Origin of the sequence: Nocardia grenadensis NBRC 108939 (genome assembly GCF_001613445.1) — a bacterium.
In the GTDB taxonomy this organism is placed as follows: domain Bacteria; phylum Actinomycetota; class Actinomycetes; order Mycobacteriales; family Mycobacteriaceae; genus Nocardia; species Nocardia grenadensis.
Window position 1 is genome coordinate 1 of sequence record NZ_BDCJ01000002.1, and the last position, 22,809, is coordinate 22,809.

Below are 22,809 nucleotides of genomic sequence, written 5' to 3' on the forward strand. Positions count from 1 at the left end.
TGCCGGATCGGATCGTGAGCGATCTGGGCCTGCGGTTCCGGACGCGTAAGCGGCGGATCTCCTCCTATACGCCGGCCGGATCGTCGGGTCTGCTGGTCGATAACCGGTCGCCGGCGGTTACCCGGGACAGTTTCGTCCGGGTCACCGGATCGGAGCGCGAGTTCACCGCGTGGCAGCGGTTCTATGCGATGACGGGGGAGGTGGCACGGGCGGTGTTCCCGACATTCACCGAACCGCTACCGACCGCCGACCGGCTCCGGCGGCGGGTGGGCGGCCGGGTGTGGGCGGAACTTTTCGAACGACCTCTCGGCGAGACGATCGAGGAGTACTTCGCCGACGACGTGGTGCGCGGGGTGGTGTTCACCGATGCGCTCATCGGCACGTTCACCCACGCGCACGATCCGTCGCTCGCGCAGAACCGCTGTTTCCTCTATCACGTGATCGGTGGCGGCACCGGCGACTGGGATGTGCCGGTGGGCGGTATGGGTGCGCTGACCGACGCGCTGGCCGACGCGGCCCGGGCCGCCGGGGCGGAACTGGTGACCGGTACGGAAGTGACCGGGGTGGCGACCGACGGGCGAACCGCGGCGGTGGATTTCGCCGGCGTGGCGGCCGGGACGGTGGCGGCGCGGTATGTGCTCGTCAACGCCTCGCCCGCCGAGGCCGCCCGGCTGCTCGGCGAACCGGCCGGCGAGAAACCCGAAGGCGCCCAGCTGAAGATCAATATGGTGCTGGACCGGTTGCCGCGTCTGCGTGATCCCGCGGTGGCCGCGCACGACGCGTTCGCCGGGACCTTCCATATCGCCGAAACCTATGAACAGCTGGCGCAGGCATACCGGGAGGCGGCGGCCGGGCGGCTGCCCGCGGTCCCGCCCGCGGAGATCTACTGTCACACCCTGACCGATCCCGGTATCGCGGCCGGCTCGTCGCGGCACACCCTCACGCTTTTCGGGTTGCACACTCCGGCGAGGCTTTTCGAGTCCGACCCGGAAGCCGCGAAACAGGCTGCGGTCGACGCGAGCCTGGACGCGCTCGATGCCGTACTGGCCGAACCCATCCGGGAGTGCCTGGCCCGCGATATCCATGGCGGGCAGTGTCTGGAGGCCGCCACACCTGTGGACCTGGAACATGCGCTGCGCCTGCCCGGCGGGCACATCTTCCACGGTGATCTGTCGTTTCCCTACCGGACCGGGCCCGGGGACACACCGGCGCAACGCTGGGGCGTGGCGACCGGTCACGCGAATGTGCTGCGCTGTGGGTCGGGTGCGGTGCGCGGGGGCGGAGTGAGCGGAGTCGGCGGCCACAATGCGGCCATGGCCGTCCTCGAGGAAACCGCCGGCCGGCGTCCGGGAAACGCCGGGTGAATTCTGGTCGGAGAATCGGTGGTCACGCTCACTGGTGGGAGTATCCGAATACTGTGTGGCGGTAGCGTTGTCGGCTGTGGATCGGCCCGGCGGGTCGTTTCGATTCCATGCCCGGCGCCGAGGAGATATAGGTGGCACTCGATACCGTCCCGAAGAGCAGGGTTCCCGAGGACAAGGCGGCTCGGGAGCAGAAGGCGATACATGACCTCGCGGGCCGCTTGTCCGCCGCCTATTCCGAGGACCGCTCACCGGACGAGGTGAACGTCGCGATCCGGACGGCGCACGAACGGTTCGCCGGAAGTACCGTGCGCGATTTCGTGCCCATCCTCGTGGAGCGGGTGGTCCGCCGGGAATTCGAATCCACCGAGGAGGCCGGTGCCGCCGCGGCGGTCACCGCCCCCGGTGTCACGCCGGTCTCGCTGTCGAAGAGCGCACCCGCCGCGCCGACCGAACCGGCCGATGCCGACCGCCCGCTGCGGACCGACCGCCGCGGGTTGTTCGCGCTGGCGGGCGCAGCGGGCGTGGTGGCGGTGGGCGCTACGGCGTGGGCGGTGTCGCGACCGGATTCGGCGCCCGCCGCGGCGCCGCCGGTCGCCGGAGTGCCACTGACGAGGGTTACCGGGGTGGTCGGTTCGGAGAAGGCGGCCTTCTTCGCCGACGAGCGGGTCACCGGGGCGTTCGCCGCGCACGGCTACGACGTGCGGGTCGAGCCGGCCGGCTCGCGGGAGATCTCCACCTCGGTGGATCTGGACGGCCGGGCATTCGCGTTCCCGTCCAGCCTGCCGGCGGCCGAGCGGCTCAAACGCGAGGTGGGGGTGAGCACCCAGTTCGTGCCGTTCTATTCGCCGATGGCGATCGCCACGTTCACCCCGATCGTGCAACTGCTGGACGCCGCGGGGGCGGTGAAGTTCGACGGTCCGGCGCCCGGTCTGGATTTCGCCGCCTATATCGAGCTCGTGCAGAGCGGTGTGCACTGGGACGACTTGGCCGGTAACACTTCCTATCGGGTAGGTAAGAACATTCTGGTCAGCACCACCGACGCCCGGACCTCGAATTCGGCGGCCATGTACCTGGCGCTGGCCAGCTATGTGGTCAACGATCATGCGGTGGTGCGCGGCACAGGCGCCGAACGGCATGTGCTGCCCACTCTGCAGCGCCTGTTCCTCGCCCAGGGCTACACCGAGGGGTCCAGCGCGGGGCCATTCGAGGAATACCTCACCGCGGGGATGGGGCCGACTCCGATGACCTGGATCTACGAGGCGCAGTATGTGGCGGCCGCGGTGGCGGGGCGCCTGCGGCCCGATTCGGTGTTGCTGTACCCGTCGCCCACCGTGCTGTCCCGGCATACCGTCGTCCCGCTCACCCCTGAGGGGGAGGAGATCGGTGCGCTGCTGCACAACGACGCCGAGTTGCAGTCGCTGGCCGCCGAGCACGGTTTCCGGACCGGGGATGTCGCCCGTTTCGACGAGGTGGTCGCCGAACACGACGTACCGGTGTCGCAGGATCTGGTCGACATCGTCGATGTCCCCGCCTACGAGACCCTCGAGCATCTGATCGACGGGGTGGCCACCGCGTACCGGTGATCCGGAGTCCGGGCGGACGGAGCCCACGGCCCCGTCCGCCCCTTGTCACAACTGGGTGGCGACCTCGTCGGCGATGAGGGCGAGGTGGTCCAGATCGGCGAGGTCCAGGATCTGCAGGTAGATCCGTTGGGTGCCGATCTCGCGGTAACGCCCGATCTTGTCGACCACCTCCGCGGGGGACCCGGCCAGGCCGTTGGCCCGGAGTTCGTCCACCTCACGGCCGATCGCGGCGGCGCGGCGCGCGATCTCCGCCTCGCCGGATCCCACGCAGGCGACCAGCGCGTTGGAGTACACCATGCTGTCGGCCGTCCGGCCGCCCGCGGCGACCGCGGCGCGCACCCGGTCGAACTGGGCGGCGCTGTCGTCCACCGAGACGAACGGGGCATTGAATTCGGTCGCGTACCGCGCGGCGAGCCGCGGGGTACGTTTCGGTCCCTGGCCGCCGATGATCACCGGTACCGGCTGCTGCACCGGTTTCGGCAGGGCCGGGGATTTCACGAGCTCGTAGTACTTGCCGGTGAAATCGAAGGTCGCACCGAGCCGGGTCTCCCAGAGCCCGGTGATCACGGCCAGCTGCTCTTCGAAACGCCCGAATTTATCGTCCGGGAACGGTATCCCGTACGCGGTGTGCTCGTCGGTGAACCAGCCGGTGCCGAGTCCCAGTTCGACCCGGCCGCCCGACATCTGATCGACCTGGGCCACCTGGATCGCCAGCGGACCCGGCAGCCGGAAAGTGGCGGCGGTGACCAGTGTGCCGAGGCGGATCCGGCTGGTCTCCCGGGCCAGGCCGGCCAGCGTGATCCAGGCGTCGGTGGGGCCGGGCAGGCCGTCGACCGACCCCATGTGCAGATAATGGTCGGAACGGAAGAATGCCCCGAAGCCGAGGTCCTCCGCGGCGCGGGCCACGCTGAGCAGTGTCGGGTAGTCGGCGCCCTGCTGTGGTTCGGTGAAGATTCTCAGTTCCATGGACCTCATCGTGCCGTACGGGTCCGGCGGCGGCCGCGGGTGGCATAACTCCGGTGGGTCAGGCGGCCGGGCCGGTCATCCTGGTGGGCGACACCCGATCGGACCAGCCGCAGGGCAGCGAGCAACTGGCGATGACGAGGGTTTCGATTTCGCCGTTGTCGAATACGCGCCGGGTGGATTCGGCGCGGGCCGGATACCCGCAGGACGCACATTTGCCGAAATAGTCGAGGATCTCGTCGATTTGGGTGATGGCCACCCGGCGTCGGGTCTGGTGCATCGTGGTCCTCCGGATCGCAAACGAGTGGTATGCGGCCGAATGTAATTCGCGCCCAACGCTCGTACGGGCGGAGTGAGCTGTCGCTGGGAGTTCTCACACCGGACCGGCCGGCGGGGTTGGACAAGCCCCAACGGCGGTTTCGGCACCTGTGGTGAACTCTGGGCAAACAGCTTCGTGACCTGTCACAGAGCGCTGCTACTCGCTGGTAACAACTATGGTGCCGAGCTACTGTGAGAGACATTACAGATGGGTTACCCGCCGGCCCAGTTGTTCGTTGCGGGCCGACGAGAAGTTGCGGGAGTTGGTTACCGACGTCATCGATATGGTCGCGGAGATCCCCGCAGCGCGTGCCGCTGTCTGGGAGCTGCTCCTCGACCCGCAGACCTATCCGCGGGTGTTCACCGGAATCGGCGCCTGCTCCCGGCTGGAGCTGCCCGGTGCGGAGCCGGTGTTCGAATTCCGGCTCGGCACGCCGGAGGCCGGTATCCGCGTGCTGCGCGTGCGCGTGGTGACCGGCCGCTGGTACGAGAGACTGGAACTGCACGCGCCGGAGATCGGCAGTTTCGCCGCGCTGCGGATGTACGGGGAAGGCGACCGGAGCACCGTATCGATCACCTTCTTCGCGCCGGGGCGGGTACACCGGCACCTCACCGAGCTGTCGAATTCGGCGATCCAGGACTGGACCGCCGAGGGCCTGCGTCGGATCGCCGATATCCTGCGCGGTGCGCGGACATCCATGCTGGTCAACGGGGAAGGGTCGCTGGTCCGTCGCCAGCTCGAGGTGCTGCGTCAGGTCACGGTGAGCGGTGTCGTGCGCACCCGGCCCAATGCGGTGATGAAACAGCTGCTGTCACTGAACAAATGGGGTTTCAACCTGGCGGGAGGTTATGCGGCCGGCGCCGCGTACGCTCCGGACCGGCTCGCCGTGGTCGACGATCGGGGAGTCCGCACATTCGCCGAGATGGACCGGTGCAGCACCGCCCTGGCCGGTGCGATGGCGGCCCGGGGACTCGGTGCGGGCGACGCTATCGGGCTGCTGTCCCGTAACCACGCCGGCATGGTCGAAACCATGGTGGCCGCCGGCAAACTCGGGGTGGATGTCGCGCTGCTCAATGCCGGCCTGTCCGCACGCACCATCGAACAGATCGTGCAGCGGCACCGGCTCTCGGCCCTCTTCGTCGACGGCGACCTCGAACAACTGGTCCAGTATCTGCACGACGATCTGCCCCGGTTCAATACCGACCTGCGGCCGCCGTTCCCCGGTCGGTACACCCTCGAGGACCTGATCGAGAGAGAGGAGGGGGAATTCCGTCGGCCCGCAAATCCGGGCCGGCTGATCGTGCTCACCTCGGGTACCAGCGGGATCCCGAAAGGTGCGCGGCGGCCCCATCCCAAGGGATTCGGCACCATCGCCGCGCTGTTGTCGCGGATCCCGATGGAGATGGAATCGACCATGCTCATCCCGGCGCCGCTGTTCCACACCTGGGGCCTGGCCGGACTACAGCTCAGTACCGCGCTGCGGTGCACGGTGGTGCTGCCGGAACGCTTCGATGCCGAGGACTGCCTGCGCGCGGTCGCCGAACATCGGGTGACCACCATGATCGTGGTGCCCACCATGGTGAATCGGATCCTTGATCTGCCCCCGGCGGTACGGGCCCGTTACGACACCTCCAGTCTGGGCCAGGTGATCAGTTGCGGGGCGCCACTGGCCGGGGCCACGGTGCTGCGGTTCATGGACACCTACGGCGATATCCTCTACAACGTCTACGGATCGACCGAGGTCTCCTGGGCGACCATCGCCACCCCCGCCGATCTGCGCTTCGCGCCCACCACCGCCGGGCGGCCGCCGCTGGGCACCCGCGTCTCGGTGCTGGGGCCCGACCACAAACCGGTGCCGATCGGTGCCACCGGGCATATCTTCGTCGGAAACCACATGCTGTTCGACGGCTACGTCAATTCCGCGCCGCCCGACGAGGCGCACGGCATGCTCGACACCGGTGACCTCGGCTACTTCGACGTCAACGGCCGATTGTTCATCGCCGGCCGGGACGACGAGATGATCATCTCCGGGGGCGAGAACGTCTTCCCGCGGCCGGTCGAGGAGGCCCTGGCGCATCTGCCGCAGGTCAGCGAAGTTGCCGTGGTGGGTGTCCCGGACCCCGAATTCGGCCAGCGGCTCGCGGCCTTCGTGGTGAAACACGAAGGGGCGGGACTGGATTCGGATATGGTGCGCACCTATATCCGGCATCGGCTGAGCCGGTTCTCGGTGCCCCGGGACGTGACGTTCATGTCGGCGCTGCCGCGCGGGGAAACGGGAAAGATCTTGAAATGGCTGCTCGCCGGACGACAGGACGGGGACCTCCCACCGTCCGGTCCAATCGGGCTGGGGGTTTCCGGGTCGGTGTGACACCGGCCGCGTGCGGTGCCCGCGGCGCGGCGCGAATGCCGGTGCGATGCCGAACTACCCGATGATCACGGCGACATGGAGTTATCCATGGTTGCCGGAGGGGGCACGTGGGCGCGCGTGCCGCCGGCGGGCAGGGGAACGGGTGCGGGGGCCACGGCGGGCCGGGCGGCGAAGGGTAGATTCATCAGCCGCACAATCAATCGGTCGGGAGAGGCATCCTCCGTGGTAGTAGTTTCCGTGCTCACCGGACTGGCCGTGGCGTGGTTGATCGCCGGCCTGCACTGGTATCTGTGGCGGCGGCTCGTTCGCGACACCACGCGGGACGGATCCCGCTGGCGGATACCCGGCGGTATCGTCCTCGGGACCGGCGCGATCGCGATGTGTAGTGCCTTCGCGGTGATGTTTGCGGAGGTGGACCGGGCCGACTGGCGCTGGCTGACCTGGCCCGGATTCCTGTGGGCGGCGCTCTTCCTCTATCTGCTGCTCGGCGTGCTGGCCGGGGAGGTCGTGCGGCCGCTGCTGCTGCGGGGCCTGGTCCGGCGCGACGCCGGCACCGCCGCACCGGCCGGCGGGAGCGAAACCCCGGCGTCCGGAGTCGTCGAATCGGGGGTGACAGCGCAGCCGGTGGGCGCTGCGGTGGGAGAAGCGTCCGGGGCGAGCGCGCCCCGGCCCGGCCTCCCCGGCCCGGCGGCCCCCGCCGGCCCGGACCCCGGCGCCGCGGTATCCGGCGCGCCGCCGCCCCCGGTATCGCGCACGCTGTCGCGACGACTGCTGGTCTCCCGGCTGGCCGCCGGGGCCACCGTGATCGCGGCCGGCGCGATCGTGGGGACCGGTACCTACGGAGTCCTGAACGGACCGATGGTGCGGCGGGTGACCGTACCGCTGGCGAAACTGCCCGCGCAGGCCCACGGCCTGCGGATCGCCCTGGTCAGCGATCTGCATCTGGGCCCGGCGTTGGGCCGCGCGTTCTGCGAACAGGTGGTGCGCACGGTGAACGACACCCGCCCGGACCTCATTGCCGTCGTCGGCGATCTCGCCGACGGCACGGTGGACGATCTGCGGGCCGAAACCGAGCCGCTGGCCGGCCTCACCGCGCCACTGGGCGCCTATTACGTACCGGGCAACCACGAATACTTCTCCGACGCCGATGCGTGGCTCGCCCGAGCCGGTGAACTGGGGATGAAGGTACTGCTCAACGATCGGGTGTCGCTGCCGGACTTCGATCTCGCCGGGGTCGACGATCCGCGGGGCACCGGTATCGGCCGGGGGCCCGATTTCGCGGCGGCACTGGACGGCCGGGACACCCGCCGGGCCTGTGTACTGCTGGCCCATCAGCCGGTCGTGGTCCACGAGTCCGTGGGTTACGGGGTCGACCTGCAATTGTCCGGGCACACCCACGGGGGACAGCTGTGGCCGGGGCCCCTGATCGCGCGGCTGCCCAACCCGACCGTCGCCGGGCTGGAACTGTACGGAGCGACCGCGCTGTATGTGACCCGCGGTGCGGGAGCCTGGGGTCCGCCGGTGCGGGCGGCGGCCCCGTCGGATATCACGGTGCTCGAGCTCGCCTCGCTCCAGGGAGTCTGAACCGCCCCTGCCGAATACCCGGCCTATGTACGCCGGAGGGCAGTGCCCGAGTCAGCGGTTCCGCGCCGCGGCTCGCCCGATGGTGACGCACCGGGACGATCGCAGCGGCCGGCTCGGCGGTGTCAGAGGTGGGTGAGCAGATTCTCCAGCCGTTCGACCCGGGGTGTCTGCACCGGCGTGAACTCGGGCGGATGGTGGATCTCGACGCTGAGACGGTCGTCGTAGGTGGTGATGATGCTGGTACCGCCACCGGCCTGTGGGGGGCGGCGGCCGGTCGGATCGGGTTTGGCGATCATGGTGGTGCGGAAATCGTGGATCCGGAGCGTGGGCACCGACAGCCGGGGTAATCGACCCCAGTTCGTGGTCATCACCGTGTCGAACGGGTTGGCCGGTGGTGCGGCCAGGGTGTCGGGGAGTTGGAGCGGGGTCTGCTGGATATGGCCGGAGGCCAGGTCGGCGCGCAGGGCGTGGAACACTCCGCGTGCCAGGGCCGGGAGCGTGGCCTCGGTGCCGGGACCGGGCCGGTAACCGGCGAAGCCCAGGACATTCGTACCCTCGATCGGGCCGATAGAGGGCCGGACCCGGCGGCGTAGATCCACCGAGTACGAACACAGCAGTTCGTCGACCGGCAGCTGCCGGGCCTCGGATTCGGTGAGCAGCAGGGCGGCCGCCACCAGGCTGTGCACCGTCACCCCCACCCGGTGCCCGTACGCGACGAGCGCGCCGGTCTGCTCCCGGCTCAGCCGGCAGCGGTGGGTGACCAGGGGCGGGTACGGGTGTTCGTTCGCGTCGAGCGCATGCGCCGGGGGCAGCGGTGGTGCGACGCGTGGCGGCTCGATACCGCCCGGGACGGGCCGGCGCACGATGCCCCGGCGGGCGAGTAGATCCTCCACCGGCATCGGCTGCCGGCTGGGCGGGAGCGTGGGCGCCCGTCCGGCCGCGGCGGCCACATAGCAGTGCCACAGCTGCTCGAGCAGGTGCAGGGCATGGGTGGCGTCGGCAATGCTGTGGTGGACCAGCAGGGTGACGCTCGCGATATCCGCCGACCGCACCACGTGCAGTGTGCCCAGGGCTCGTCGCTGATCCGGGTCGGCGCCGGTGAGCAACTGTTCGGGATCGCCGTCGGCGACGGTCAGCACGACCTCGGGCGGGCCGGAGGTGACCAGGGTGTGCCCGACCGGCTCGGTGGGCGCGAGCTGCGCGCCGAGGATGGGATGGGCCGTGACCAGGAATTCGAAGGCGGCGGCCAGCGCGCTGAGATCGATCCGCCCGGACATTCGGGCACAGTATCCGACGAAAACCTCGCTGAATGCGAAGATCTGTTCGCTGGGCGCCAGGGGGCGGATGACGGTTGCCGCGGTCATGATGTGGTGCCTTCGTCCGGAGATTTGTGTGAGGTTAACCCAAAAACGGTTCCTTGCCGGATATTTCGGTCAGGACGAGACGGACGCTACACAACCGGGCGGATCCGGCTGGTACGTTCGCTTAGGTAAGCCTAATTAATGAAGGAGGCCGGATGGCCAGAAAGCGCACGACCATGACCGTCGCCCGGACGGAGTGGCTCGGCCCCCATATCGTGCGGGTATATCTGGGTGATCCCGGATTCGACGATTTCGATGCCGGCGAGTTCACCGACGCGTATGTGAAACTGCTGTTCGACCGCCCCGACGGCGAGGTGATGCGCACATACACGGTCCGTTCGGTGGATACCGCGGCCCGCGAAATCGCCATCGACTTCGTGGTGCACGGCGACGAGGGGATCGCGGGCCCGTGGGCCGCCGCGGTACAGCCCGGCGAGCAGGTCACGTTCTTCGGGCCCGGCGGGGCCTACGCACCGCGCGCGGACGCCGACTGGCATCTGCTCGCCGGTGATGAGGCTGCCCTGCCCGCCATTTCCGCCGCCGTGGAGGCGCTGCCCGAGGGGGTGCCCGCGAAGGTGTTCATCGAGATCGCCGACCCTGCCGACGAGATCACCCTGACCACCAAGGCGCTGGTGGACGTCACCTGGGTACATCGCGGCGGCGCCGCGCACGAGGTCGGCGACGACCGCGCCGGTGACAACGCACCCCTGATCGGCGCGGTCCGGGCAGCGCCGTGGCTGCCGGGCCGGGTACAGGTCTTCATCCACGGGGAGGCGCAGGCTGTGATGCACAATCTGCGCCCCTACATCCGCAAGGAACGGGGCGTCTCCGCGGAGTTCGCTTCCATTTCCGGGTATTGGCGCCGGGGGCGGACCGAGGAGAGCTTCCGGGTCTGGAAGAAGGAACTCGCCGCGGCCGAGAGTCCCGGCTGAGCGCGGTTCGGCGGTTCTAGTTCGCCGGGCAGTCCGCGCCGTTGGGGATCGGCAGGCAGATTCCCGCGGTCGCCGACAGCAGCAGGCCCGCTCCGGCCACGAGTGCGCCGAGGGCGACGGCCAGGAAGACGACCACCCAGAGCAGGCCCGGCAACCGGGTGAGCCGGGCCAGTTGATCGGCGTCGGTGGTGCCGTCGCGCATCCGTGAGCGGGTGCGCTGCAGTTCCAGTACCGGGCGGCTGCCGGCCAGTAACAGCAGCCACGTCGCGAGGTAGGCGAAGCCGGCCTGCAGCGCGTCCGAGCCGAACCACGACACCGCGAAAACCAGTGCGCCGGTGCTCACCACGGAGACGACGCCGTACACATTCCGGATCATCACGAGCATCACGGCCAGCGCGGCGATCGCGATCCACAGCATGAGGGTGATGCGCCCGGCGCCCAGCAGTGCGGCGAACCCCAGCCCCACCAGGGGTGGGGCCGGGTAGCCGGCCAGTGCGGTCAGGATCATGCCGAGCCCGTAGGGTTTTCCGCTGGACACGGTGAGTCCCGATGTGTCCGAATGCAGGGTGATGGCATTGAGCCGGCGTCCGCTCAGCAACGCCACCAGTGCGTGCCCGCCCTCGTGTGCGATGGTGACCACATTGCGGGTGATCCGCCACAGCGGGCCGTAGGCCACCAGTACCAGTGCCGCCACGGCGGTGGCGAGTACCAGCCACGACGGCGGCGCCGCCTGGGTCGCCGTGAGCCGCTCCGCGATGGAACTGCTGCGGTCTATCAGATCACCGGTATCCACCGCCGCACCTTAACTGGGGAACGCGGCGGGGCGCGCGTCGCGGGTGGGGCCCGGTGATCGGGCGGTGCCGGTGGGCGCGGGCACGAAAACGAAGTATCTGTTGATGGGACGTCTCACTATCTTTGCCGACCCGAGTTCCGAGGTGGACCGAAGTCCGAGCGATGTGTCTGCCGGAGAAGGGCGGGTAACTATACGTTTGTCCATATCGGTTGCCGGTCGCTGGTGGAGGGAGCACGGATGTGCACGGGTGAGCAGTACGACCGCGAGCCTGAGGAGCCCGGGCAGACCTTCGAGGTGCCGGATCCGGTGGAGCTGATGCGGATCTGGTCGTCCGGCCCGGCGGCGCGCGAACGGCCCGGACCGGATTTCGAAACGGCCTTTCGGGTGGGGCTGGGCATGGCGCTGGCCCTGCTCGACGATTCGGATCCGTCCGGACGTCAGGTACTCGCCCGGCTCGAGGTGGCCGCCGCGCGCTGGGCGCGCGAGGAGGTGCCGCTGGAGATGATTCAGCACGCCCTGCACCAAGGGGTGAAAAGCGGTCTGGGCCTGCGTAATTCGGCCGAGCGCGTGGACGGAGGTTTCGTGGTCGATGTGCTCGATACGTTGACCGCGGCGGTGTCGCGCGCCTATGTGGCGCAGGTGCGCAGTCGCCCGGGGCCGGCGTGAAGGGTCAGCTCGCCCGGTAACTGCGCGCGACCAGCGCGGACCGCAGGTACCACAGGCCGGACGGCTGCGTGGGATCGAAGCCGGTGAGCTGGGCGACCCGTTTGAGCCGATAATCGATGGTGTTGGTGTGGATGTGCATGAGGCGCGCGGTCCGCTGTCGGTTCAGGTTGTTGCTGATATGGCGCTGCAGGGTTTCCAGCAGTTCCGGATGATCGTCGAGCGGATCCAGCAGCGAGCCGAGGTATTCGCGGCCGGGCCCGGGCCGGGTCAGCTGATATTCCAGCGCCATATCATCGAACCGGTACAGTCCGGGCACACAGTCGAGCCGCTGGACCATATCCAGCAGTTCGTGGGCCTGATCCGCCGCCGACGGCACCTCCGCGGTGGGGGCCTCCACCACCGCGGCGCTGACCGGCACCTGGGCGGCCCGCGACAGCTGCGCGACCAGTTCGTCGAGTTGCTCGCCGGTCAGAATATCGGCGGGTAGCAGGACGGTGCCGCCGTCGACGCTCAGCAGCGACAGCGCCGAATCCTCGCAGCGGGTCGCCAGTTCGGCCTGGACCCGGCGCAGTTTGCGGCGCGCGACCACCTTGCCGTCCAGCGCCGGGACCGCTTCGTCCGGATGGGCCGGAATGGCCATCGCCAGCACGGTGTAGGCGGGGGCGATCTCGATCCCGCATTCGCGGGCCATGGTGGAGGTGCCGTGCCCGCCCAGCAGCGCGGAGGTCAGGGTGTGCACGGCGGTGTGGTGCTCGCTCACCACCGACCGCAGTTCGCGGACGTAGGCCATGGAGATACAGACGGTCATCTTGTCCAGCATCTCGACGACCAGTTTGGCCCCGTCGACCAGCGCCGAATAGTCGGTGACGGTCGCATGGGACACCACCAGGTCCAGGCCGAGCCGGAAACCCTCGTGCACGGCATGGTGGATGGTGTCGATCGGAACGCCTTCGCGTGCCCAGCCGGCGGCGGCGTTCTCCAGCCGCCGGGTCTTCTCCGGAATGTCCTTACCGTCGAGCATACTGACCGCGAGCTCGAGGCAGGTCCGGGTGATGGTGGTGACATCGCCGTGGATGGCGTCTCCCGGCAGCGTGCCGCAGGGGACCACGTTCTCGACGAAATGGCCCACCATATGGCGGGACAGTGTGCGCACATCCTGTAGCGGGGCGGACATGGGCTGGCCGGATAGGGTCAGCTTCGTTCTGGTCGTGTCGACGGTCATGCTGCTGACTCCTTCTACCCCTGGGCGAGACTGCGGCTCCACAGTAATGATCATGTGTCGTATCCCGGGTGGCTTTGCGAACTCGACTGGACGACCGTGCAGGCACCGCCCGTCGAGCTTGTGACCGGTCACAGTGGTGCGAGTTATGGTCGAATCCGCTGATCAGACCGGAAACGCGGGTGCGAGAGTACTTGCCGCGCGCTCGGCTCGGGTACAGGCGTTCTCGGTGGCGCCCGGGGCGCTGTCGACCCGTACCCGCACCACGCCGCCGTCGGCGGTGGGCAGGGCGACGGTGCACGTTGCCGCGGTATCGGCGGCGCCGGTGTGCAGTAGCCGGCCGGTGCGGTCCACCAGAGTGACCTCGGTACGGGTGTCGCCGTCACCGGCGACCTCGTCCGGCGAACCGTCGGCGGAGAACAGCACACGCAGCGCGGCCCGCTCGCTGCTCCAGCCGCAGCCCGCCCAGCCCGGTTCCGTGGCCACATCGCGCCGGATCGAACCAGGCGCGAACCCCGATTCGGTGAGGAGACCGGCGGGGAGACCACACGGATCGAAGATCGCCGCGGGGTCCGTGGGCTCGGCCGCGCCTCCGCAGCCGGCCGTGAGGATCGCGACGGCGGCGGCCGGCCCACCGAGCAGAAGGCGGGAGGAAACGTCCCGGCGGCGCGAGCGTAGAAGTGCACCCATGACGCGGATGCTATCCACCGATCCCGCTGCGCCACAGCTGCTCTGTGCGGGTCACAACGGCGCGGCGCGGGAACCAGTGTTGCTCCGCTGCACAAAGGAACGTGTCCGTCTCACCATGTGGAAATGCGGCGGCGTCTACGACGGTCGGGGGAATACGGTGGCCCGGCGATCGTGTTGAGGTGTCCGGTCCGGAGAAAGAGGGTGCGGCAGTGGTGGCGGAGACGGCGCGAACCGATGTGGGGCTCCGCTCCGAACGTGGCGCGATCCTCGGATCGCTCATGCTGGCCACCGGTCTGATCGCCCTCGATTCCACCATCATCGCGACCGCGGTGCTCACCATCACCGAGAGCCTGGGCGGTTTTGCGCAGTTCCCGTGGTTGTTCTCCGTCTATCTGCTCGCCCAGGCCGTCACGGTGCCGGTGTACGGCAAGATCGCCGATACGGTGGGCCGTAAACCGGTGATCCTGTTCGGCATCGCTGTCTTCGCGGTCGGCTCGCTGCTGTGCGGGCTCGCGGGCAGCATGCTGTGGTTGATCGTGTTCCGGGCCGTGCAGGGTATCGGCGCGGGGGCCATCCAGCCCATGACCATGACCATCGCCGGTGATCTGTACACCCTGGCCGAGCGCGCCAAGGTGCAGGGCTATCTCGCGGGTGTCTGGGCCTTCTCCTCGGTCTCGGGTCCGCTGCTGGGTGGCGTCTTCGCCGAGTATGTCGGCTGGCGGTGGATCTTCCTGATCAATCTGCCGTTGTCGGCATGGGCCGGATGGATGCTGCTGCGCCACTTCACCGAAACCCCGGCCCGTCAGCGCCGGCGGGTGGACTACGCCGGGGCGCTGCTGCTGACCTCCGGAGCGGGTGCGCTGATTCTCGGGTTGCTCGAGGGCGGCCGTGCCTGGGCCTGGGATGCCCCCATCAGTATCGCGATCTTCGCCGGTGGCGCCGCGGTGCTGGTGTTGTTCGTCCTCGTGGAACGCCGGGCCGCCGATCCGGTGCTGCCACTGTGGCTTTTCACCCGGCGCGTGGTGATCGCCAGTTCGACGATCTCCGCCCTGGTGGGTGCGCTGCTGCTCGGTCTGACGTCCTATGTGCCGACCTTCACCCAGGGGGTGCTGGGTGCCGGTGCGGTGGTGGGCGGGCTGACGGTCGGCGCGCTGACCCTGGGCTGGCCGGTCTCGGCATCCCAGTCCGGCCGGGTATATCTGCGCATCGGCTTCCGGAGCACCGCACTCATCGGCGGGGCCACGGCCACGGTCGGTGCCGTCGGTACCCTGTTCATCGGGCCCACGACGTCCATCGCGCAGGTCGCGGCCACCTGTTTCGTCATCGGCCTCGGTATGGGGCTGGTGGCGAGCCCGACCTTGATCGCCGCGCAGACCAGCGCCACCTGGGGCGAACGTGGCGTGGTGACCTCGGTCAATATGTTCGCCCGGTCCATCGGCAGTGCCGTGGGTGTGGCAGTGTTCGGCGCACTCGTGAATTCCCGGGTGGGCGATACCGGCACCCCCTCGCCGACGGCGCTGGCCGAGGGGGTGCACTTGGTGTTCGTGGCGGTGGCCGTCATGGCCGTGGCCATTGTGGTCGCCTCCGCGGTGATGCCCGGCCGCGCGGAGGCGGCCGGGCATCACCGCACCGTCACTCCCCGGCGGTGAGCACCTCCACCCGCTCCCCGGCATCGAATTCGATCACCTGGTGGACCCGCGAATCGCCGACGGGCCCGAGATCGGCGACGACGACGTCACCGCGCTGAGCGATCGATTCGACCAGGGCTTCCTGCGGATTACCGTCCGGTCCGGCGATCAGAATGCGGTCCCCGACCGCGAGTGCGTCGGCGCGGACCCCGCTGTCGATCAGGCGCGGCGTGAAAACGCCGCAGTAGGTGCGGCCGGCGGAGTCGCCGACGCCGCGCTGGGCGATCGTCCACCAGACGGGTGTGGTGCTGTCCCCCGCGGTCCGGCGGTGCCAGCGCAGCACCCGATCCCGGCCCGCTTCGGCGGCGGCCCGGTTCTCGTGCACCGAAACATGCCGACGTACCGGTGCGCTGCGCGGTTTCACGGTGCCCGCGGCACCGTCCACCACCAGGATCCAGGCGGCGGATTGTTCCTGATCGCGGGCCGCGTTCACGCGTTTGGCCAGCGCCTGGCCCGGCGTCGCGCCGAGCCGATCGGCGACCTCGGCCAGGTTCTCCGCCAGCCCGAGCGCGCGCAGGAAGGCGGCCACCTCGATTTCGGCGGTATCGAGCCGCTGGGCAAGCACCGGCATGGGTGTGCGGTCACGCCAGGCGCCACGCGCGATGTGCTCGTGTTCGGTGAGCCAGAGCGCGGACGGACCGTGCCGATGATGGTCCAGTACCACCGCCCACCAATCCCACTGCGGATCGGTCGCCATCCGGTCCTGGATCCAGCCGGCCCGGTCGTTCGCGCGTACCTTCTCCTCCGGTGGAACGAAGTTGCGCAGTGCCGCCTGGACGGCCGACGGCGTCCGCCCGAGTTCCGCGGCGATCTCGGGCAACCCCTTACCCGCCCGCAGTTCCGCGGCGATGGCCCGGTATTCCGATTCGCGCCACGACGTCCCGTGCTGACGCGGCGGCAGCAATCGTTCCTGTCCGATTTCACTCATCACAGAACCCCCGGTTCCGAAGCGTCGGAGAGGCTTGCGGTGCGACCGGTCCGCCGGCCGAACATCACCCCTCCGACTGTGTCCTACCTGCATGATTTTACGTGGGGGGTCCGACAGAAAACGGCCTCACGGCGCCTGTTCGGGCCGGGACCGTAGGGTGAGTATTCGTTCCGGCGCAAGGATTTCGGTGCGCCCGAGCCGCTGGCGAACCCGGCCCGGCCCACCGGTGCCGGTGGGCCGCAGCCGAGTTCGTCGATCACGGAGTGGAGTAGCCGATCAGCGCACCGACCCCCGCACCGATCGGAATGGTGATCAGGGCGCCCACGCCGCCCAGGAAGAAGCCGAGTACGGCACCGATCCCGCCACCGATCAAGGCGCCGATCCCGGCATTGTGCAGTTTGCGGGACTCGGTATCCGGGTCGGCCACGAGCTGGGCCACGTGCTGTCCCGCCGGCGTGGACACATCCGGTGTGAGCGTGAGGGTGCGACCGTCGGCCGAGATGGCCGATGCCAGTGGCGCGGTCTGCCCGGCGGCCGCGACGCCCAGCGGCAGCGTGGTCAGTACGTGGCCTGCCGGATCCGACAGGGTGACGGCCGCGCCGTCGGCGGTGAGCGCGAAGCTGCCGGCGTCGAGAGTGGTGACGATCGCGGTGCCGGCCTCGTTCGGCGCCACGACATAGCCGATCCCCTGCTCGGCGCCGCGTACGGCGACCTCGGTGGCCACGGGCTGCGCCTGCGCCGTCCCCGCGGCGACTCCGAGGGCCCCGATCGAGATCAGCGCGGTGGCGGCGAGTTGCTTGATTCTCATGGTGTTCCCCACTTGTTCTGCCGGCGCCGCGGCGCCGACGGTCCCCAAGAAGCCGGATCTCGGCTCGGAACCCATTCTCACGGAACAAGATCGAGCCCACAATGCTTTGTGCTAATCGGCGCTGCCGTGAATTCGGCCGCGCCGCACATCATCCGGCGCCATCCACGGCGCTCCGTGGGAGTCCGGCGGCGGCGGAGGTTTCGCTGTCCGGACAGGGCGTGCGGGTGGTACGACGCCGCTGTGCTACCCGCACGCCTCCCCACTACACGTCCAGGATGTGGGGGAGCCCAGCCTGGAACCGGTCGGCGTCGATCTTTTTCGCCGCGTCGAAGGCAGGCGGCGCGACCAGCGGGAACACCGGTGCGTGCGGCGCGGGATCGTCCGCGGCGTCGATGATCGCATTGGCTGCCGACCGGCCGGATTCGTTGGCGCCCTCCATGGTCGCCAGATCGATATTGCTGCGCACATGATCGCCGCCGAAGAACAGATTCGGGATGGCGCAGTGCGCGGTCGGCCGGTGCTCGTAGGAACCGACGGTATTGACCAGCAACGGGGTTTCGTTGTGGGGAGTGCCGCCGGACCAGCGGACCCCCGGATCGAGATGCCAGGAGTGGAGATCCTCGTCGCGCAACCACCCGGTGCCGGTATTCAGCCACAATTTCAGCTGCGCCCAGACCTCGTTCGCGATTTCCGGCGCGCTGCACTGTTTCGCGGGCCGGTGATGGAGAATTCCGGGGGTATCCCAATCGGAGATATCCACCGAGAAGCATTCGGCGACCGAACCGTCGCCGTACTGGGCAGCGAAATCCCCGACCCACATCGGCGCCTGTCGCAGCGCGGTCAGCGCCCACGGTGATCCCAGCGCCGCGATATGGCCCTCCGGAATATCGGTGGGTCGGCGCAGATAGAACTGGATACCGACCATCCAATCGGTGAGCAGTTCGCGCATACCGGCCAGCCGGGGATCGGCGGACAGAATCGCATCGTCGAGCAAGGGGACGGTCTTCTCGACCGGCATGGCGCAGACGTAGTGATCGGCGACCACGGTATTCGCGCCGCCGCCGTCGGTGACGGTGACCGACTCGATCCGGCCGTTGCCGTAGTTCAGCCGGCTCGCGCGCGGCCCCATGACGAACTGCACACCTCGGCTGCGCAGATGGGTCGCCCACGGATCGATCCAGGCCGCATTGGTCGGGCGGTTCAGGATCCGGTCCACACCACCGGAGAATTCGGGGACGAGGCCCGTTCCCGCCAGGACCAGGGCTTCGCCGATGGTGCCGATGGTGCGCGCCGAACTGAGATGCGGTTTCGCCGCGACGGTGATCCGGGTGAGCGCGTTGACCAGGTAGGACCGGTAGGTCGGCGATTTGCCGTCGACGCGCATGATCTGTTCCCAGGTCGAATACTCCCACTGCCCGAACCGGCGCTCGGTGCTGGAGGTGAACCACATGAGCATCTGTTTTGCGAAGAAGGCCAATTCGTGTGACGGCAGTTCCGGAATGAATCCGAACGCGCTGATAATGCTGTTCTGCAGGCGTTCCGGGGTGAGCTGGTCGAGCGCACCCACCTCCACCGGCGCGAAGATCGGTGGTCTGTCGCGGAATCCCGCCACCGTCCCCTCGACGCGGATCAGATTGTCGAGTACACCGTTCGGATTACCGGGGAACGGAATACGACGCATGGTGTCGGGAATGTGCTGATAGCAGCCGGGAAAGAAGCGGAAGCCGTGTTCGCCGGGCAGATCCGCCCGCCCGTCGGCTCCGGTGCCGGGGACCGGCATACTGCGTGCCTTGCCGCCGAGGAAAGCGGGTTCGTAGACGGTCACCTTGAAACCACGTTCGGCGAGCTCATGCGCGGCGGACAGACCGGCCATGCCGCCGCCGAAGACGGCGACCTCTTTTCCGCCCGTGCGTAGGCCCGGAGTCCGGCCCCGGGGGGCGGCAGCGTGCGCGGTGCCGCCGGTCGCCGATCCCGCCGCGAGGATCGCGGCGCCGGCGAGGGCACCGCGCAGGGCGGTGCGGCGGTCGATCGTGGCTGACTTCTTCGGCAGCTGATCCGACATGGTGAACTCCTGGTCAGGCGGTGGCGGTACCGGGGGACGGCGGGGGCACGGCGGGCGGGGCGCCGTGCAATGTGGTGCAGGAAGTGTGGAATTCGTCCGCAACGGAACGGATTTCGTGCGCGATATCGGCGAGCGCGGGTCTCGGATCGCCGCGGTGGTGCCACAGCGCCCCGGCGGCGAGGCGGGCCATGCGCGCCGGGGTGTAGAGCTCGGCGGGCCGCCGGGTGCGGGAGAAGATACCGATGGTGATCGCCGCCAGGGTCGGATCCTCGGTCGCGGCGCGGTACAGCTCGACTTCGAGCGGGCTCATCGCGGTGCCGCGGGCGAGCCGGTTGGTCCAGTGATAGATCTCCCGGCATTCGCGTACCCGCCGGCGCTCCCATGCGGCGACGGCGCGGTCCAGCCGGACGGGGTCGTCGAGAACCGGTGCGACGGCTTCGGCCAGCAGGCGTCCGTAGTGCAGGGCGTCGCGGATGCCCTGAGCGGTGACGGGGTCCTTGAAATGACCGGAGTCACCGGGGAGCGCCCAGCCCGGCCCGCTGGAACGGCGGAAATAGGAGGCGATATCGGTGGCCGACCGTACCCGGCCCACTCTTTCGCAATCGCGCAGCCGCTCCCGCAGCGGCGGGATGCGGTCGAGCGCGGCGGTATAGCGCTCCTCGGCGTCGCCGGGGCGCGGCGGGCCCGCTGCGGCCGGCGGCTGGACCAGGCTCAACAGCAACCCGTCGTCGCAGGGGAAGGCGGTGCCGAGATCGGCGCCCACCCGCCACTGTGCGGCGATATCGCGCCGGTCGCCGGAGGGGTCGCGCCAGTAGGCGAAATAGCAGTCGCGCCCGCTGGGCGTGGATTCGTACGGAGTCGGTGCCCCGGCCAGTTTCGCTACGGTGCTCCGGCGGCCGTCGGCGCCGACCACCAGGGCGGCGCGGATCTCGACGAGCCGGCCGTTGGGGTCGATATAGCGCACACCGGCACAGCGCCGACCGTCCCAGACGAGTTCGGTCACCCGGCATTTCTCGCGGATTTCGGCCCCGGCCGCGCGGGCGGTGCGCACCAGCGCGTGGTCGAGGCCGGTGCGGCGTACGCACAGGGTGTAGTCGATCCCGTCGACCTGCGGGAACCTGCTGGCGATCGCATACTCCGCCGCGGCGGCGTAGGCCCGGGTGAGTCGTGGCGCGCCCAGTTTCTCGACGGCGTCGAGTGCGTCCAGCCGGGACAGTTCGGCGACTCCGGCAGGCCACAGCAGATGGGTGGACAAGGTGTCGGAGGGAAAGCGCGAGCTGTCCAGTGCGACGACCAGGCGGCCCGCTCGGGCGAGAGTGGCCGCGGTGGCGGAACCGGCACACCGGGCGCCGACGACCACGGTATCGGCCTGCTCGACCGCGCTGGGGGACTCGGCCACGGTAACCGTCCTCGGTCATCGAGTCTCGGACACTATGTCCGATTGATGGTGCGGTGCGTCGGCGTGATTGTCAACTATCCGATCGGCACTGTCCCGCACAGTTTTCCGGCGCTGTGCCGGATCGCGTCGACTGCCTCGGGGCTCGCGGCGGAACCCGAGGGGTGCGCCGGCGGGGAACCGGCCGGCGTGGACAAAGGCGGGCACAATGTCTGCCATGGACTTTGCGAGCCGATATCCACTGCACCGTGCGCTCGGGCCGGGGAGTGCCGGATGCCCTCGCTGACCCGGACCCCGCGGTCCGCCCGGAAATCGGACGAGGACCGCCGGGCCGAGTTCGAACAGCGGGTCCTCCGGGCAGTCGAGGATCTGCTGGCCGATGGCACTCCGTTCACCGAGATCGCGGTACAGAAGATCGCCGCCACCGCGCGGATGGCACGCTCCACTTTCTACCGGTACTTCCCGGACAAGAGCCAGCTGTTGATCCGGACCGCCGACCTGGCCACGGCCGATCTGTTCGAGGCCGCCGAGCGGTGGTGGGGTGCCGAGCACACCGAGCGGGAGGCGGGGGTGCGGCGGGCGATGAGCGCGATGATCGCCGGGTTCCGCCGCCACCGCTATCTGCTGTTGGCTCTGAGTGAGGTCGCGGCCTACGACCGGGATGTCGGCGCCTATTGGCGGGCCCGGGTGGCTACCTTCGTCGACCTGGTCCGCGCCCGCCTGGAAACAGATCGTGCGGCCGGTCGCGTCGCGCCCGAACTGGAACCCGCGGCGACCGCGCTGGTGCTGGCCGCCATGGTGGAACGCTCCATCACCACCGCGTTCGCGGTGCCGACCGGGATCGGTGACGCGGAACTGGCGGCCGCGCTGGGCCGCTCCATCTGGCTGGTGGTCTACGGCGACGCCCCCGCCGGTGGTGGCCCGGCCGGCACGGCCTGATCGCAGTCAGGGCGGGGGGCCGGTGGTTCCGCCGGGAACCGTCCGACCAGACGCTGGGCCGCGAGCACTACGGCGGATCGCTGGGTGGCGATCCGGGCGGCCGGCCCGAGGCCCGCGTGCACGGCGGTGCTGCGGGCGAGGTCGGTGAGCATGCGCAGGAGCATGGGTGCCGCGATATCGGTGGTGACCAAACCCTCCCGCTGCCCGCGGCGGATCTCGGCGAGCTTGGGATCGATGGTACGGCGCAGCACCCGGTCGATGTGCTCGTCGGCGGGCTCCAACTCGGCCCAGGCCTGGAGCCGGGCATTCTCCGGGTGGGCCAGGAAATGGTCGAAGAGGCGCCCCACATAGCCGGGGATATCGTCGGCCCGCAGCGCGGTCTCGGTCGTGGTCTGCCGGGTCCATTGCTCGGTGACCGCGGCATAGAGCTCGGATTTGCCGGGGAAGTAGGCGTAGAGGCGGTCCTTGCTGGCGTGCGCGGCCGCGGCGATGCGATTGATCCGGGCACCGGCCGTGCCGTACTCGGCGAATTCCGCTGTGGCGGCAGCGAGAATCCGGTCCCGGGTTGCCTGGCCTGCCGCGCGCATACCCCGAATCCTATCTTGCCGAACCGGATGGTTCGGAACTATCGTCGTTGCCGAACCAGATGGTTCGCCGAACCCGTCGATGGGACAGATATGAGCGCGGAGAAACCACGGTGGCAGCGACTGCGGGAGCTCACCGAAGGCGTTTCGGTGGCGGAGCTCGACGATCTCTGGGCACGGTTGCGGCCCGCCCGCGCCGAAGAGATCCTCGGCGAGTGGCGCGGTGGCGCCTTCCAGACCGGGCATCCGCTGTGCCGGGCGCTGGCCAAGAGCCGCTGGTATGGCAAGACCTTCCACGCGCTCGGCGATGCCAAACCGCTCATCTGCCGCGCCGAGGACGGCACTCTCTTCTCCAATGTCGAACTCGGCCAAGGCGAGGCGACACTGTGGAATATCGAATTCCGGGGTGAGGTGACCGCCACGATGGTCTACGACGGCCGCGCCGTCTTCGACCACTTCAAATGGCTCGACGACACCACACTGATGGGCATCATGAACGGACGCCCGGAACTGGTGCTCGCCGACGGCCAGTTCTTCTACTTCCTGCTGGAACGGGTGTAGC

At 69.2% G+C, this 22,809-nt stretch carries 20 protein-coding genes; 9 read left to right on the forward strand and 11 right to left on the reverse strand.

Annotated elements, in window-relative coordinates:
• Both NGR01S_RS01025 and NGR01S_RS01030 read left to right on the forward strand, forming a co-directional pair.
• Nucleotides 1-1,364 (forward strand): phytoene desaturase family protein (locus NGR01S_RS01025; RefSeq protein ID WP_063034266.1); only part of this gene is annotated, 1,364 nt, incomplete at its 5' end.
• 131 nt (nt 1,365-1,495) lie between these two features.
• On the forward strand, nt 1,496-2,947 hold the full coding sequence (locus NGR01S_RS01030) for a three-helix bundle dimerization domain-containing protein (protein WP_063034267.1): 1,452 nt from the start codon (nt 1,496-1,498) through the stop codon (nt 2,945-2,947).
• A gap of 45 nt (nt 2,948-2,992) precedes the next feature.
• On the opposite strand, the gene NGR01S_RS01035 is transcribed toward NGR01S_RS01030, so the two are convergent.
• Together NGR01S_RS01035 and NGR01S_RS01040 are read right to left on the reverse strand one after the other, a co-directional pair.
• Nucleotides 2,993-3,913, reverse strand: coding sequence for an LLM class F420-dependent oxidoreductase (locus tag NGR01S_RS01035; protein WP_063034268.1), 921 nt, complete (start codon nt 3,911-3,913; stop codon nt 2,993-2,995).
• Between the two features lie 58 nt (nt 3,914-3,971).
• Nucleotides 3,972-4,190 (reverse strand): hypothetical protein, encoded by a 219-nt coding sequence (locus NGR01S_RS01040; protein WP_030520614.1) that lies wholly within the window; start codon nt 4,188-4,190, stop codon nt 3,972-3,974.
• 301 nt (nt 4,191-4,491) lie between these two features.
• On the opposite strand from NGR01S_RS01040, the gene NGR01S_RS01045 reads away from it, so the two are divergent.
• Nucleotides 4,492-6,597, forward strand: coding sequence for an AMP-binding protein (locus tag NGR01S_RS01045; protein WP_063034476.1), 2,106 nt, complete (start codon nt 4,492-4,494; stop codon nt 6,595-6,597).
• 222 nt (nt 6,598-6,819) lie between these two features.
• Nucleotides 6,820-8,181 carry a metallophosphoesterase gene (locus NGR01S_RS01050; RefSeq protein ID WP_063034269.1) on the forward strand — a complete coding sequence of 454 codons (1,362 nt, stop codon included), beginning with the start codon at nt 6,820-6,822 and terminating at the stop codon, nt 8,179-8,181.
• Nucleotides 8,182-8,303: 122 nt separating this feature from the next.
• Here NGR01S_RS01050 and NGR01S_RS01055 read toward each other — a convergent pair whose 3' ends face one another.
• On the reverse strand, nt 8,304-9,545 hold the full coding sequence (locus NGR01S_RS01055; RefSeq protein ID WP_063034270.1) for a phthiocerol/phthiodiolone dimycocerosyl transferase family protein: 1,242 nt from the start codon (nt 9,543-9,545) through the stop codon (nt 8,304-8,306).
• A gap of 152 nt (nt 9,546-9,697) precedes the next feature.
• Here NGR01S_RS01055 and NGR01S_RS01060 point away from each other — a divergent pair, with 152 nt between their 5' ends.
• Nucleotides 9,698-10,474, forward strand: coding sequence for a siderophore-interacting protein (locus NGR01S_RS01060; RefSeq protein ID WP_063034271.1), 777 nt, complete (start codon nt 9,698-9,700; stop codon nt 10,472-10,474).
• Nucleotides 10,475-10,490: 16 nt separating this feature from the next.
• Here the strand turns inward: NGR01S_RS01060 and NGR01S_RS01065 are convergent, their stop codons facing one another.
• Complete coding sequence (locus tag NGR01S_RS01065; protein ID WP_063034272.1) at nt 10,491-11,267, reverse strand: M50 family metallopeptidase; 777 nt, start codon at nt 11,265-11,267, stop codon at nt 10,491-10,493.
• Nucleotides 11,268-11,504: 237 nt separating this feature from the next.
• Between NGR01S_RS01065 and NGR01S_RS01070 the strand changes: the two genes are divergently transcribed.
• Nucleotides 11,505-11,933 (forward strand): RsbRD N-terminal domain-containing protein, encoded by a 429-nt coding sequence (locus NGR01S_RS01070; protein WP_063034273.1) that lies wholly within the window; start codon nt 11,505-11,507, stop codon nt 11,931-11,933.
• 4 nt (nt 11,934-11,937) lie between these two features.
• Here NGR01S_RS01070 and NGR01S_RS01075 read toward each other — a convergent pair whose 3' ends face one another.
• Nucleotides 11,938-13,155 (reverse strand): PucR family transcriptional regulator, encoded by a 1,218-nt coding sequence (locus NGR01S_RS01075; protein ID WP_063034274.1) that lies wholly within the window; start codon nt 13,153-13,155, stop codon nt 11,938-11,940.
• A 162-nt stretch (nt 13,156-13,317) separates the two neighbouring features.
• Entirely contained in the window at nt 13,318-13,842 is a 525-nt protein-coding gene (locus NGR01S_RS01080; RefSeq protein WP_063034275.1) for a DUF3558 family protein, read from the reverse strand.
• Between the two features lie 209 nt (nt 13,843-14,051).
• Between NGR01S_RS01080 and NGR01S_RS01085 the strand changes: the two genes are divergently transcribed.
• Nucleotides 14,052-15,491, forward strand: a complete 1,440-nt coding sequence (locus tag NGR01S_RS01085; protein WP_063034276.1) for an MDR family MFS transporter — start codon at nt 14,052-14,054, stop codon at nt 15,489-15,491.
• On the opposite strand, the gene NGR01S_RS01090 is transcribed toward NGR01S_RS01085, so the two are convergent.
• From NGR01S_RS01090 to NGR01S_RS01105, 4 genes are all read right to left on the reverse strand, one after another.
• Nucleotides 15,475-16,458: a hypothetical protein gene (locus NGR01S_RS01090; protein ID WP_063034277.1), complete on the reverse strand. Its 984-nt coding sequence runs from the start codon at nt 16,456-16,458 to the stop codon at nt 15,475-15,477. The two genes, NGR01S_RS01085 and NGR01S_RS01090, sit on opposite strands and share 17 nt — an antisense overlap.
• Before the next feature lie 256 nt (nt 16,459-16,714).
• Nucleotides 16,715-17,266 carry a DUF8020 domain-containing protein gene (locus NGR01S_RS01095; RefSeq protein WP_063034477.1) on the reverse strand — a complete coding sequence of 184 codons (552 nt, stop codon included), beginning with the start codon at nt 17,264-17,266 and terminating at the stop codon, nt 16,715-16,717.
• A gap of 262 nt (nt 17,267-17,528) precedes the next feature.
• Nucleotides 17,529-19,328 (reverse strand): hydroxysqualene dehydroxylase, encoded by a 1,800-nt coding sequence (locus NGR01S_RS01100; RefSeq protein WP_063034278.1) that lies wholly within the window; start codon nt 19,326-19,328, stop codon nt 17,529-17,531.
• 13 nt (nt 19,329-19,341) lie between these two features.
• Nucleotides 19,342-20,727 carry an NAD(P)/FAD-dependent oxidoreductase gene (locus NGR01S_RS01105; RefSeq protein ID WP_063034279.1) on the reverse strand — a complete coding sequence of 462 codons (1,386 nt, stop codon included), beginning with the start codon at nt 20,725-20,727 and terminating at the stop codon, nt 19,342-19,344.
• A 270-nt stretch (nt 20,728-20,997) separates the two neighbouring features.
• On the opposite strand from NGR01S_RS01105, the gene NGR01S_RS01110 reads away from it, so the two are divergent.
• Nucleotides 20,998-21,663, forward strand: a complete 666-nt coding sequence (locus NGR01S_RS01110; RefSeq protein WP_063034280.1) for a TetR/AcrR family transcriptional regulator — start codon at nt 20,998-21,000, stop codon at nt 21,661-21,663.
• On the opposite strand, the gene NGR01S_RS01115 is transcribed toward NGR01S_RS01110, so the two are convergent.
• Nucleotides 21,618-22,250: a TetR/AcrR family transcriptional regulator gene (locus NGR01S_RS01115; protein ID WP_063034281.1), complete on the reverse strand. Its 633-nt coding sequence runs from the start codon at nt 22,248-22,250 to the stop codon at nt 21,618-21,620. The genes NGR01S_RS01110 and NGR01S_RS01115 overlap by 46 nt on opposite strands.
• 90 nt (nt 22,251-22,340) lie before the next feature.
• Between NGR01S_RS01115 and NGR01S_RS01120 the strand changes: the two genes are divergently transcribed.
• Entirely contained in the window at nt 22,341-22,808 is a 468-nt protein-coding gene (locus NGR01S_RS01120) for a DUF4334 domain-containing protein (RefSeq protein WP_063034282.1), read from the forward strand.
• Nucleotide 22,809: the final 1 nt, after the last annotated feature.